We start from the raw sequence: 13070 nt of genomic DNA, 5'->3' as shown, positions 1-13070 counted from the left end.
CGCTGAGTGAAAAAGGTGTCGAATAATAAGGTTTTATTATGTCAACACTGAGGCTTAAGGAAGACGCCTGCACACAGGTCTCCATGACGGAATATCCGGTATTTAACAGATGATTATTAACTTCAAAATTAAAATTCAGAAATAATGGACGCGGAGGGAAACCGTATGAGCAAATTTATCGTCCGCGGTGGCAACAGATTGACCGGGAGCGTGAAAGTTAGCGGCGCAAAAAATTCCGTACTACCGATCATAGCCGCCTCTCTATTGGCAGAAGAAGGAGTGAGCGTCATTGTAGACGCACCTCCGCTAGACGATGTAATGACCATCAGCAAAGTGCTGGAATCTTTGGGTGCGGGTGTTACATATCAAAATGATATCATCGAAGTGGATGCCAGAAACATCGCTACCTGTGAAGCGCCCTATGAGTGGGTGCGGAAAATGCGGGCTTCCTTTTTGGTGATGGGCCCTCTTTTGTCCCGCATGGGTCATACGCGCATTTCCTTACCGGGCGGTTGCGCGATCGGCACAAGGCCGATTGACCAGCATCTCAAAGGGTTTGAAGCACTGGGCGCTGAGATCAGTTTGGGCCAAGGCTACATTGAAGCAAAATCGAACGGCCGGCTGCGCGGCGCCAAGGTATATCTGGATGTTGCCAGTGTAGGCGCGACTGAAAATATAATGATGGCCGCGGCACTTGCCGAAGGTGTAACAGTAATAGAGAATGCTGCAAAAGAACCCGAAATTGTTGACTTGGCCAATTACCTGAACGGTATGGGCGGAATTGTCCGCGGTGCGGGAACCGGCGTCATCCGTATTGAAGGTGTGGAGAAGCTGCACGGCGTAAAACATCATGTCATTCCGGACCGGATTGAAGCAGGCACCTATATGGCTGCTGCTGCAATTACCGGAGGTGACGTGTATGTTGAAGGCGCGATTGCCGATCATCTGGGACCTGTTATTGCCAAGATGGAGGAAATGGGCGTTACGATTATTCCTGACGAAAACGGCCTGCGCGTTATCAGCGACAAGCCGCTGAAGGCTGTGGATCTGAAGACTTTGCCTTATCCGGGCTTTCCTACCGACATGCAGTCCCAGATGATGGCGCTGCTGCTCCGTTCGGAAGGTACCAGTGTGGTCACCGAGACTGTATTTGAGAACCGCTTCATGCATGTGGATGAATTCCACAATATGAATGCCGAGATCAAAATTGAAGGCCGTTCTGCGATTGTCACCGGAAATGCTAAGCTGGTAGGTGCCAAAGTCTGCGCTACGGACCTGCGTGCAGGTGCTGCGCTTATTTTGGCGGGCCTTGTTGCCGACGGTACTACAGAAGTCAGCGGCACCCATCACATCGACCGCGGTTATGTGAATCTGGCTGAGAAGCTGTCGGGACTTGGTGCGGATATATGGCGGATTTCCATGGAAGAGTCGCCTGCTCCAGCTGCCAAGGAAGAAGCGCGTAAACCGGAAAGTGCCAAGGGCGAGGAGCTTAAGCCGCGCTTTCAGGCTCAACCGACCTGGGTATAATGTATAATCTTTAAATAATATCGAGAAAAGACTGTCCCGTGATTGCGGGGCGGTCTTTTTTTCGTACATTCTCTCACTCTTAGAATAGCGTTCTATCAGCCTGCGGAAACTCATATCTATAAGAATCACCGCTGCTTACGGAGGGAGTTATAGAAATGAAAGATTTCCGCTTTCCTGGACGCAAAATGAAGCTGCGCAGCCGCTATGCACGCAAGCGGCGGCTTTCGCCCCGGCTCAGGCGGCTTGCCCCTGCCGCCTGGCTGGCCGCGCCGCTGCTCGCGGCGCTGCTGCTGCCCCTGGCGGTTGTCCCGCTGCGCAGCGGACAACCGGCGCCCCCGGCCGTGCCGCCGGCCACGGCCGTCCCGGCGCCGCCGGCACCGGCTGCTGCGGAAGCCCCGCAGCCGGAGGTATCCGTCTATTTGTCGCAAAGCGGACAAATAGAGACCCTGCCGCTGGAGGACTACGTCAGCGGCGTGCTGGCGGCCGAGATGCCGGCAGACTTTGAGCTCGAAGCGCTCAAAGCCCAGGCCGTGGCCGCCCGCACCTTTATCGCCCGGCGCCTTGCGGCCGGCGATCACAGCGGGGTGCCCGTTCCGGAGGCGGATGTCAGTGATACGGTAAGCCACCAGGCTTACGTATCGAAGGACACGCTGGAACGGGAATGGGAGCACGGCGGCAAAAGCGCCGGGCTGGCCAAGATCCGCCGCGCGGCCTTAGAAACGCGCGGCGTCATCATGACCTATAAGGGCCAGCCGATTACGGCCTCTTTTTTCGCCTCCAGCGGAGGCTATACGGAGAATTCGGAAGACTACTGGAATGCAGCCGTACCTTACCTGCGGAGTGTAGCGAGTCCCTGGGAGCAGGAGATCACGCCTAATCTGGCAGTGAACTATACCTTCAGCACTGCTGAGGTAATGAGCAAGCTGGGTCTTGGTGCCAAGGCGCTCGCTGCCAGCACTTCCGGCCAGGCACAGCCGGTATCATCGGTTTCATCGCGGCTGCCTGCGGTAGTGCTCTCATTGACCGCCGGACACCGGGTGAAGGAGATCTCCATTGGCGGAAAGGTGTTTACCGGACGGGAAGTGCGTGAGAAGCTGGGGCTGCGTTCCAGCCAGTTCACCTGGAAAGGGCAGGGGAACGATATTTTGATCACCACCTACGGAAACGGGCATGGCGTCGGCATGAGCCAATGGGGAGCGAACGGTATGGCCAGGGAAGGCAGTACGGCCACGCAGATTCTCAAACACTATTACAGCGGGGTCTCCTTTGCCCAAGTCTCAACTCTCCTGAAAAAATAACTTGGAAGATACGTATAAAAGCCAATCGCCCGGTAACACTGGTTATTGAGGTGATAAACATATGAATGAACAAGACAAAAACAAAACAAACCATGATGAATCTCTCAAAAACAAGCAGGGAGATTCAGGCGCAAAGCCATCTTCATGGAGCAAGGCTTTATCCAAACGCTGGGTATTCCCGGCAGTCTACACGGCAGCAGCGGCAATTATACTAACCTTGGTGTGGGTCTATCAGGATGCCGGCCAAAAGCCGCTGACTCAAGACACCGCCGTGGTTAACCAGGACTCCGCTCTCTCCGGGCAAAATGCCGGAACAGCTGAAGATCCTGCCGCACTTGAAGTAGTCGCTTCAGCAGAGACTCTGGTATGGCCAGTGGCCAACCCCGGAGAAGTAGAAGTTGTTAAGCCGTTCTATGATGAAAATGGTACCGAAGAAAATCACGTGGCCGCCATGGTGCAGTATAATGACACCTTCGTGCCGAATGCAGGTATCGATATCGCCCGTGAGGATAACAAGACGTTTGATGTAAAAGCTGCATTGAGCGGTGAAGTAACCAGAGTAGAAGATGTTGCAGTGCTTGGCAAGGTTGTGGAGATCACCCATCCGGGCAATCTGAAGACCGTGTACCAAAGCCTCGGCGACACCAAAGTGAAGCAGGGCGACCAAGTGAAGCAGGGCGACACGCTGGCTACAGCCGGACGCAGTGAAATTGAGAAAAATCTTGGCAATCATGTGCACTTTGAAGTGTACGAAGACGGCGAGGTAGTGAATCCTTCGGATCTGCTGCCGCAGCGTTAAGCCGAATCTTATTTGCAGGGGGCGAGAAGCCTCCTGTTTTTTGTTATTTTACCGGCAATAGGTCTTTGAATGGACGTTTTTATCCCCGAATAGGTCTTTTTCAGGTTGTCCAGGAAATAAAATGAGCCTTCCCGGGCTTGTCACACCCTGAAAGCGCGAATATATAGGCCCGCCCCTCATATAATGTACCAAACTATCCACAGTTGGGAGGCGGGAGCGTGCACGATTACATCAAGGAACGTACGATCAAAATTGGACGCTGCATCGTGGAAACCAGGCATACGGTCCGAACGATTGCCAAAGAATTTGGCGTTTCAAAAAGCACGGTGCATAAAGACTTAACCGAACGTTTACCGGAGATTAACCCCGATCTGGCCGATCAGGTCAAGCACATTCTCGAATATCACAAATCAATCCGTCATCTGCGGGGAGGAGAAGCCACCAAAATTAAATATAAAAAAACAACCGGTAAAAAACGCGAAGTAGCCGTAGCCGCCAAGCCGTAAGATTTTTAGAATTTAGGCAATAATTAAGCTATATTTCATTGAATACTTCCCCTAAAGTATGGTATTTTTAAATTTGGTACTGCACAAGATGAACTTAATAATGAATCGCTTCAGCATTATTAAGTTCACGTTCTACAACTAACTATTCTCATCTAAAATAACACTTTGGGGGCTCTTTCATTATGCTTAGCAAGGATATCGGAATCGATCTCGGCACGGCCAATGTGCTCATACATGTCAAAGGAAGGGGAGTCGTTCTGGATGAACCCTCCGTGGTCACGCTCGAAAGTGATACAAAGAGAGTCCTTGCGGTAGGTGAACAGGCACGCCGGATGGTGGGGCGGACACCTGGTAACATTACAACGATCCGCCCGCTCAGGGACGGTGTTATTGCAGATTTTGCCATTACTGAAATGATGCTGAAGCATTTTATCGATAGTGTTGGCGGACGTACCTGGTACGCACGGCCCCGCATTTTGATCTGTGCCCCCACTAATATAACATCAGTTGAACAGAAATCGATCCGGGAAGCGGCCGAGCGCAGCGGGGCCAAGGAAGTTTTTATGGAAGAAGAGCCCAAAGCCGCTGCTATCGGAGCGGGAATGGATATTTACCAGCCTAGCGGAAATATGGTCGTCGACATTGGCGGCGGAACGACGGATGTAGCCGTGTTGTCTATGGGCGACGTCGTTACCGCCTCCTCGATTAAAGTCGCAGGGGACAAGTTCGACGATGCCATTTTAAAATATATTAAGGCCAAATATAAACTGCTCATCGGTGAACGTACCGCTGAGGATATCAAGGTGTCCATTGGAACGGTGCGCCCGGGTCTCATGAAAGCCGAGATGGATATCAGAGGACGGGATATGGTCAGCGGGCTTCCCCAGACGCTTACAATTACTTCGGGTGAAGTGAAGGAAGCCCTTTGGGAACCGGTATCCTCGATTGTGGCTGCGGCCAAATCGGTGCTGGAACGTACACCTCCGGAGCTGTCTGCAGACATTATCGACCGGGGAGTTGTTCTGACTGGAGGCGGTGCGCTGCTTAACGGGCTGGACGAGCTCCTCTCGGAGGAGCTGCATGTTCCGGTGTGGGTAGCGGAAGACCCGATGCACTGTGTGGTTAAAGGAACCGGACTGATGCTGAACCATTTGGACAAGGCCGTTAAGAAAAAATTCTGAACTGCCGATAATAAGGATAACAGCAGATTCAGGAAGGGGAATTGCCCTCGTGATTAGAGGATTATATACAGCCGCTGCCGGTCTGGTTACTCAGCAGCGCAGACATGACACGGCAACTCAGAACATTGCCAATTTGAATACAACGGGATATAAGCAGGTCGACAGTGTCACCCATGCCTTTCCCGAGGTCCTGATCTCTGCCATGAGCGGCGGGACTGCGAAGCAGATCGGACGGATGAATACAGGGGTTTTTGCAGAACAATCTGTTTCCCAGTATTTGCAGGGAGATCTGATTGAGAGCGGAAAGCCTGCTGATTTTGCTTTGTCTGCGGATCTTCAGATGCAGGACCCTGCTACCGGGGACGCTATTGTATTTGACGGTTCAGGCAAATATGTAAGTCCTGAGGGTGAGGTAACTTACCGTCCGCAGGCGTTTTTTACTGTACAGGATAATGAAGGCAACAATTTATATACACGGAACGGAAGCTTCACAGTAAGTGCAACCGGACAGGTACTGAGCTCCGGGGGCTTTAATGTTCTGGATGCAAATGGCAACCCCCTTGTGTTGACAGGTCCCCAGGAAGATCTTAAAGTGGACGGGCAGGGTAACCTGCTGGACCCGGCCACTGGGCTTCCTTCAGGGACAAGAATCGGCATCAGTGTAGTTGCAAGCCCGCAGGAGCTGGTGCGTGACGGTAACGGGGTATTCCACGCTGATGATGAAGATGCAGCAGGCATCCGCTTTGCGGATGCCAATGACAATCTGCAGGTACGGCAGGGGTATCTGGAGGGCTCCAATGTAGATGCCACACAAGTGACTGTAGATATGAACGCCGCCTACCGGGCGTATGAAGCGAACCAGAAGGTCATCCAGTTTTACGACAGCAGCTTGCAGAAGACAGTAAATGAAGTTGGCAGGGTATAGGCTATACTTATGAAGTAAGCTTTGCACGTACAGCTTTTAGGAGGTCTGATTTATGAATAACTCAACAATCGGTGCATCTGTCTCTATGGCCAGCCTTCAGCGGCGGCTGGAAATTATCGCAAATAATATTGCCAATATGGATACTAACGGATATAAGAGCAAAGAAGGGTCTTTTGAAGATGTGCTGACCCGTGTACAGCAGCAGTCCAGGGACTACGATCAGCCGGGACGCAGCATGCCGCTGGGCTTCAACATGGGATTTGGTGTCCGCGTACCTGAAGTTACAACCAATTGGGAAGAGGGGCCGCTTCAGGAAACGGGGAATCCGACGGATCTGGCGCTGCAGGGCAACGGATTGTTCGGGGTTCAGGTGAACGGGGGCACGGCGTATACCCGTCAGGGTGATTTTCATTTTGTCCCCGACGCTGCTAATGCCGCGAATATGATGCTGGTTGATAATACAGGCAATCCTGTACTTAATACCGAAGGAAATCCGCTGACGGTGCCGGCCAATGTGAGTGCCGCTATCGATGAGAAGGGCCGGGTGCTGACGAAGACTGGAGAGAATACACCGGTCACGGTAGCAGGAACGATTATGATTGTGGAACCGCTGAGACAGAGTGCCCTGCAGGCTGTAGACGGTAACTTCTATGTGCTTCCTGAAGGCGTGACAGCTGCTCAGGCCTTTATCCAGAGAGCACCGGGCGAAGCTTCTGATGTAGGTGTGCGTTCCGGCTACCTGGAGCAATCCAATGTGGATCTCAGCAAGGAAATGACAGAAATGATGCAGATTCAGCGCACATACCAGCTTGCAGCCCGGGCGCTTTCCTCCAGTGACCAGATGCTTGGCCTGGCTAATTCGATGCGCGGGTAGGTGAAGGGATGAATCGTCAGAACATTAACAGACCCGAAGAAGAGGAGCAGCAGCCGCCTGTCCGGCAGCGCAGGACGTCCAGGTGGACGATGATCCAGTGGTTTCTGATCCCGCTGCTGCTTATAGCTGCACTGGGGGGCGGCCTTGTCGCCGGTTACGTTATTCTGGGCAAAAAAGAACTCGGCGATGTGCTGATGTGGAGCACCTGGAAGCATGTATATGATCTGGTATTTGCGCCCTAAAGATGAAGCGGTTTGGAACTCTCCTGTTGTACAGGGGAGTTTTCTTTTTTATACTGGAAAATGTATAATGATTGGGGACTGCAGGACGCCAAAAAGGGCCCTCCCCACTGCTGCCGCGAGCGGTGGAGAAAGCCCCCTTATCTTAACCTCCACTGCTGCAGGTGGTGAAGGATAGTAATAATTTTTGCCGAAGCTGCCCATATTTATGCAGACTTTGCAAAGAATAAAGCTAAAGTCACACGCGGTTATGCGAAAGGAGCTTTGCGATAATGCTCGATATCAATCAAATTCAAGAAATAATCCCCCACCGGCCCCCATTTCTGCTGGTGGACAAAATCACTGAAATAGAAATGGGCAAACGCGCTGTAGGCATCAAGAATGTAACGGTAAATGAACCGTTCTTTACAGGGCATTTTCCGGGGTACCCGGTAATGCCGGGTGTACTGATTACAGAAGCGCTGGCTCAGGTTGGCGCTGTAGCCATTCTTGGCGTGGAAGCCAACCGCGGCAAAATCGGTTTTCTTGCAGGACTGGATGGGTTCCGCTTCCGGGGTCAGGTTGTACCGGGAGATACGCTGACGCTTGAAGTAGAGATTACCCGGCTAAAGGGCAGCATCGGAAAAGGACAGGCTACCGCTAAGGTGGATGATAAGGTAGTAGCTTCCGGGGAAATCATGTTTGCACTAAGCTAAGAATCCAGTATTCAATCATACATTATAAATGGAGAAGGAGAGATTCCACATGACTCAATTAACCCCGAAAGCGGCAGAAGTATTGTCCCGCTGGCTGCAGGACCCTTCTGTTGACGAGAATACCAAGGCGGAGCTGAATGCGCTGGCCAATGAGCCGCAGGAGCTGGAGGAACGCTTTTACAGAGATCTGGAATTCGGAACAGGCGGACTCCGTGGTATTATCGGTGCAGGCAGCAACCGGATTAACCGTTACACTGTCGGCAGAGCTACCCAAGGCTTTGCTAATTATATTTTGGAGCAGCATAAGGGAGAAGGCCGTCCATCTATTGTCATTGCCCATGATTCACGCCGCTTTTCGCCTGAATTTACGCTGGAGGCTGCGCTGGTACTGGCTGGTAACGGTATTGAAGCACATTTGTATCCCTCCTTGCGCTCTACTCCGCAGTTATCCTTCTCCGTGCGCCACTTGAAGGCTTCCGGCGGTATTGTCATCACTGCGAGTCACAATCCTCCGGAGTATAACGGCTATAAAGTATACAATGCAGACGGCGGACAGCTTGTGCCTGATGAAGCGGAGAAAGTGATCGCAAGTATTCTTGAAGTGGATTCCTTTAATGGCGTGAAACGGATTTCCCAAGAGGAAGCCGAGAGCCAGGGACTGCTTCACTGGCTGGGAGAGAAGGAAGACGAAGCCTTCACGGATACGGTAGCTGCTGTCAGCGTTGCCCGTGAGGAGATCACCTCTACCCTTGGCCGTGACTTCAAAATTGTATTCACACCGCTGCATGGAACAGGCAACCTGCCGGTCCGCAGTGTTTTGAAAAAGGTAGGATTTACTGAAGTTCACGTGGTGCCTGAGCAGGAGCAGCCGGATTCCGAGTTCTCTACAGTGAAGTCCCCGAATCCGGAAGAGCGTGAAGCTTTCACACTGGCAATTAAGCTTGGAGAAGAATTAAATGCCGACCTGCTGATCGGAACAGACCCTGATGCTGACCGGATGGGTGCGGTTGTCCGTGATAATGAAGGCAAATTCGTCGTACTGTCCGGCAACCAGTCCGGTGCACTGATGATCCATTACTACCTGAGCCGGCTGCAGGAGCAAGGCAAGCTGCCAAGCAATGGTGCTGTAGTCAAGACTATCGTCACCAGTGAAATGGGTGCTGCTGTTGCCTCTTACTACGGGGCTACCGTATTTAACACCCTGACCGGCTTCAAATACATCGGTGAAAAGATGAACCAGTTTGAGCAATCCGGGGACTATACCTACCTCTTCGGTTACGAAGAAAGCTATGGCTACCTGGCCGGAAATTATGCGCGTGATAAAGACGCCGTGCTTGCTTCCATGCTTATTGCCGAAGCCGGTGCCTATTACAAAGCACAAGGTAAAACCCTGTATGATGTGCTTCAGGAGCTCTACGGGCAGTTCGGCTACTTCCTCGAAAGCCTGGAGTCACGTACATTGAAAGGAAAAGACGGCGTTGCGCAAATTCAAGGCATTATGAATGACTGGCGCACCAGCCCGCCGCAGGAAATTGCTGGTGCTTCCGTAACTGAAGTGCTCGATTACTCTCTCGGACTGAACGGGCTGCCGAAAGAAAATGTACTGAAATATCTGCTGTCAGACGGTTCCTGGTTCTGCCTGCGCCCTTCGGGCACGGAGCCAAAAATTAAAGTATACTTTGCGGTACGCGGGGAATCGCTGCAGGATGCCAAAGACAAGGTGGCTGCATTGACAGAGCAGGTTATGGCACGCGTTGACGGGAAATAATACAATACACGAATATCTTTTCAGAAACGGATACTGCTCCTGCCAGGAGCACATCCGTTTCTGCATGAGTATGGATTGTTTTTAAAGTGAAAGAGGAGGTACTTTAGTGCAGCAGAAATGGCAACATTGGAATACAGCTTCACGCAAGTGGTTGTGGATTATCGTAGTGATCGGTGTGCTTGCCGCTCTCCCGGTGGTTTATGACCGTCTGCAGACAGAGAAGTCATCCAAAACAGTTGAATTTGTATTTGATTACCGTGATTTGGTGGAGGCAGCGAGCTACCGTGCCAACCCTCAGGACTATATTTCGGAGCAGCTTGACCGTCTGAAGGAAGCCGGCGTGCAGAGCATGGCTATATATGAGAACACGCTTGAGGATTTCCGCAGGGCGCGCCGCCTTATGATGTGGGGAGCAGCCGACGTTGCCAATCTTACCGATACTGTCATTCCGCAGAATGAGAACTATACATATGTCCTCTTTACAAGTGCGGAAAATAGCGCAGCGCTTAAGCCAGTGATTAAGGAGGTTTTCAGCGGGCTTAACATCGCTACAGAGGATTGGAACTTCCGCGGACAGCAAGGGATGATTATAAAAACACCGCTTGAAGACGCCACGCTTAAGCCGCTGCAGCCGGATCCCATTACTTTGGAAATGCTGCATGACAGGGGCTTTACCATTATTCCGCGTCTCGTGGACTCCCTGGTCTATAATCAGGAAGCGGTGGAGAAGCTGCTGGACCGTTACGCTGAGCTCGGAGTCAAACGTGTTCTGTTCGAGGGGGAGTCTGTTAAAGGCTTTACAGATGACCCGGAAATGGACAGCTTAACCTCTTTTGGCGAACTTCTGAAAGAGCGGGGCATCGGAATTGCAGCTATTGAGAACATTAAGGCACAGCAAAAGGGCTTCAGTAAACTGGCCTATCAGCTCGATTATAATGTAACACGGCTGTATTCACTCAGCGAGGGGGATTCACGGTTGTCCCCGGAGGTTATCTCCGACCGGTTCGCGCTTGCTACCAAAGACCGCAATATCCGGATGATCTATCTGAATACCATTCCTGCCCGGGATACCACGAAAGCACAGATTACCGATACCTTGGATAATCTTGTAGAAAGCCTTAGCGGGCCGGACGGTGCGGTGGCGAAAATTGAAGATAACGGATTTACGCTTGGACAGGCTACCGCTTTTGAAGTAGTGGATTCCTCCTGGCAGCGTTATTTCAAGCTGGTCGCCGTGATTGGTGCGGTTTCTATGGTGGCTTTGCTGGTGTCATACTTCATTCCTTGGCTGACTCTTCCGGCATGGGCAGTCGGGCTGCTTGGAAGTGCCGGACTTCTGCTGGTGAGACCTGCGCTGTTTGAGCAGGCGCTTGCCCTGGCTGTTGCGATCAGTGCGCCTACAGTTGCTATTATTCTGGCGGTCCGTAAAATCAATGAGCAGGGTCCTCCGCTGCGCGGGCAAGGGGCTGGCTATAAGGTGATGAGTCCGAAGCGCCGTTTAACACACAGTCTGGTGCTGTATGTGAAGACCGCGTTGATCTCTCTGAGTGCGGTACCGTTTGTCATTGCGCTGCTCAATAACATCACCTATGCGCTGGTACTTAACCAATTCCGTGGTGTCAGCCTGCTGCATTTGGCGCCCATCGGGCTGGTTGCACTGTATGTGCTGCTCTACCGTGGCGAGTTTGCCTTTAATAAGACAGGCAAGCTGATCCGCACTCCGATTACACTGGCCTGGGTTATTGTTGCCGGTGTAGTTGCAATCATTGGCTGGTACTATTTGACACGTACAGGCAACAGCGGCAGCACCCTTCCATTTGAAAAAGCTTTCCGTACCTTCCTGGAGAATACGGTTGGCGTACGGCCGCGCAACAAAGAGTTCCTGCTGGCCCATCCGCTGTTTATTCTTGGAGCCTTTATGGCCTATAAATACCGTAATGCCGCGTTTATTATGATTATTGCAGTAATCGGCCAGCTATCCATGGTGGATACCTTTGCCCATATTCATTCTCCGGTGATGATTTCGCTGATCCGCGGACTGCTGGGACTGGGATTGGGCCTGGTTATCGGGATTATTGCCGTTGGCGTATGGCAAATTGTTGAGAGGTGTTGGAAACGATGGTCACCGCTGCTCAAAAGATAATTATCTCGGGCTATTACGGGTTCCGCAACAGCGGTGATGAGGCGGTGCTGCAATCGATACTGATTGCATTGCAGAAGCAATCACAGGCTGCGGGAATAACGATTGAGCCGGTTGTCCTGTCGATAGATCCGGAATGGACAACTGCCACCTATGGAGTGAAGGCCGTACACCGGATGAAGCTCGGAGAAGTCCGCCGGGCGATTGCGGAGAGTACAGGGCTGATCAGCGGAGGAGGCAGCCTGCTGCAGGATGTAACCGGCAGCAAGACCATCCCGTATTATCTGGGCATCATTAAGCTGGCGCAGTGGATGGGGAAACCGACCTTTATCTATGCACAGGGGATTGGGCCGGTTAACCGCAAACTGTTTCATCCGATGATCAAATCGGTCTTCCGCAAGTGTACCTTTGTATCCGTGCGGGACGAGCAGTCCCGCCAGCTTCTCCAGCATATGGGACTTCGCGGAGAACAGATCATGGTTGTTCCAGATCCTGTTATGGGGCTGACGCTGCCGGAGGATACGGACGGAAAGGGTCCCGGCGCTGTTACCGGGGAAAACCGTATGAAGATGGTTGGGATATCAGTCCGCTACTGGGAAGAATCACGCCGTGAACTGGATGCCATTGCAGACGGGCTGCTGAGAGCCTGTGCACAGCAGCCTCTCCACCTCCGCTTTCTGCCGTTTCATCATCCTTTGGATAATGAGGCTTCCAGGTATGTGATGCAGAAGCTGGAGAAGGGTGCTGAAGAGCAGGGCGGAGCGGTCAGTATTTGCGAGGACGCGCTCCATCCGCTGCAGATGCTGCGCGAGGTAGGCGGCTGCGATGCTCTGATCGGAATGCGGCTGCACAGCCTGATCTATGCGGCAGGAAGACGTGTTCCTTTAATGGGTGTGTCTTACGACCCGAAGATCGACCATTTTCTGGACCGCATCCGCTGTAAGCCGGTAGGCACGACAGCTTCCCTGGATGGCAGTAAAGTTGCCAATGAATTGCTTGGACTTCTTGATTCCGCAGAAGACTGGCGGCGTGAGCGTGAACCGCTGATTTCAGGTTTGATTAATGAGGCCGAGGCTCCTGCCCGGCAAATTGCACAATTTTTCCGCAAAGGATGATAG

Annotated in this window: 12 protein-coding genes; all 12 read left to right on the top strand. The window is 52.2% G+C overall.

Translation table 11 applies throughout. The annotated features are described in order from the left end of the window. Positions 1-165 precede the first annotated feature (165 nt). Entirely contained in the window at positions 166-1527 is a 1362-nt protein-coding gene (murA, locus tag C2I18_RS10285; protein WP_249901090.1) for a UDP-N-acetylglucosamine 1-carboxyvinyltransferase, read from the top strand. Positions 1528-1682: 155 nt separating this feature from the next. Next, complete coding sequence (gene spoIID / locus C2I18_RS10280; protein ID WP_249901089.1) at positions 1683-2825, top strand: stage II sporulation protein D; 1143 nt, start codon at positions 1683-1685, stop codon at positions 2823-2825. 61 nt (positions 2826-2886) lie between these two features. Next, the gene (gene spoIIQ, locus C2I18_RS10275) at positions 2887-3624 is read left to right on the top strand and encodes a stage II sporulation protein SpoIIQ (protein WP_249901088.1); all 738 of its coding nucleotides are present in this window, start codon (positions 2887-2889) and stop codon (positions 3622-3624) included. Positions 3625-3842: 218 nt separating this feature from the next. Then, positions 3843-4130 (top strand): sporulation transcriptional regulator SpoIIID, encoded by a 288-nt coding sequence (spoIIID, locus tag C2I18_RS10270; RefSeq protein ID WP_038597396.1) that lies wholly within the window; start codon positions 3843-3845, stop codon positions 4128-4130. Between the two features lie 182 nt (positions 4131-4312). Then, positions 4313-5311 (top strand): rod shape-determining protein, encoded by a 999-nt coding sequence (gene mreB, locus C2I18_RS10265; protein ID WP_249901087.1) that lies wholly within the window; start codon positions 4313-4315, stop codon positions 5309-5311. 49 nt (positions 5312-5360) lie between these two features. After that, complete coding sequence (locus tag C2I18_RS10260; protein ID WP_249901086.1) at positions 5361-6236, top strand: flagellar hook-basal body protein; 876 nt, start codon at positions 5361-5363, stop codon at positions 6234-6236. A 52-nt stretch (positions 6237-6288) separates the two neighbouring features. Next, positions 6289-7110: a flagellar hook-basal body protein gene (locus C2I18_RS10255; RefSeq protein WP_249901085.1), complete on the top strand. Its 822-nt coding sequence runs from the start codon at positions 6289-6291 to the stop codon at positions 7108-7110. A gap of 8 nt (positions 7111-7118) precedes the next feature. Further along, a complete protein-coding gene (locus C2I18_RS10250; protein ID WP_249901084.1) occupies positions 7119-7352 on the top strand; it encodes a DNA-directed RNA polymerase subunit beta in 234 nt (77 codons plus the stop codon). Between the two features lie 269 nt (positions 7353-7621). After that, positions 7622-8044, top strand: coding sequence for a 3-hydroxyacyl-ACP dehydratase FabZ (gene fabZ / locus C2I18_RS10245; protein ID WP_249901083.1), 423 nt, complete (start codon positions 7622-7624; stop codon positions 8042-8044). Between the two features lie 49 nt (positions 8045-8093). Next, positions 8094-9812: a phospho-sugar mutase gene (locus tag C2I18_RS10240; RefSeq protein WP_249901082.1), complete on the top strand. Its 1719-nt coding sequence runs from the start codon at positions 8094-8096 to the stop codon at positions 9810-9812. A gap of 106 nt (positions 9813-9918) precedes the next feature. After that, complete coding sequence (locus tag C2I18_RS10235) at positions 9919-11955, top strand: DUF5693 family protein (protein ID WP_249901081.1); 2037 nt, start codon at positions 9919-9921, stop codon at positions 11953-11955. Then, positions 11931-13067 (top strand): polysaccharide pyruvyl transferase CsaB, encoded by a 1137-nt coding sequence (csaB, locus tag C2I18_RS10230; protein WP_249901080.1) that lies wholly within the window; start codon positions 11931-11933, stop codon positions 13065-13067. Before C2I18_RS10235 ends, csaB begins: the two co-directional genes overlap by 25 nt. Positions 13068-13070 lie beyond the last annotated feature (3 nt).

It is taken from the genome of Paenibacillus sp. PK3_47 (genome assembly GCF_023520895.1).
Taxonomy (GTDB): Bacteria; Bacillota; Bacilli; order Paenibacillales; family Paenibacillaceae; genus Paenibacillus_AQ.
The sequence above is the reverse complement of the archived record's forward strand: the minus strand, read 5'-3'. Positions and strand labels throughout refer to the sequence as shown.

Excerpts from the sequence above, each read along its gene's own strand:
- murA (WP_249901090.1), top strand. The coding sequence starts at position 166 with ATGAGCAAATTTATCGTCCGCGGTGGCAACAGATTGACCGGGAGCGTG.
- C2I18_RS10240 (WP_249901082.1), top strand. The coding sequence starts at position 8,094 with ATGACTCAATTAACCCCGAAAGCGGCAGAAGTATTGTCCCGCTGGCTG.
- C2I18_RS10255 (WP_249901085.1), top strand. The coding sequence starts at position 6,289 with ATGAATAACTCAACAATCGGTGCATCTGTCTCTATGGCCAGCCTTCAG.
- spoIIQ (WP_249901088.1), top strand. The coding sequence starts at position 2,887 with ATGAATGAACAAGACAAAAACAAAACAAACCATGATGAATCTCTCAAA.
- csaB (WP_249901080.1), top strand. The coding sequence starts at position 11,931 with ATGGTCACCGCTGCTCAAAAGATAATTATCTCGGGCTATTACGGGTTC.
- C2I18_RS10250 (WP_249901084.1), top strand. The coding sequence starts at position 7,119 with ATGAATCGTCAGAACATTAACAGACCCGAAGAAGAGGAGCAGCAGCCG.
- fabZ (WP_249901083.1), top strand. The coding sequence starts at position 7,622 with ATGCTCGATATCAATCAAATTCAAGAAATAATCCCCCACCGGCCCCCA.
- mreB (WP_249901087.1), top strand. The coding sequence starts at position 4,313 with ATGCTTAGCAAGGATATCGGAATCGATCTCGGCACGGCCAATGTGCTC.
- spoIID (WP_249901089.1), top strand. The coding sequence starts at position 1,683 with ATGAAAGATTTCCGCTTTCCTGGACGCAAAATGAAGCTGCGCAGCCGC.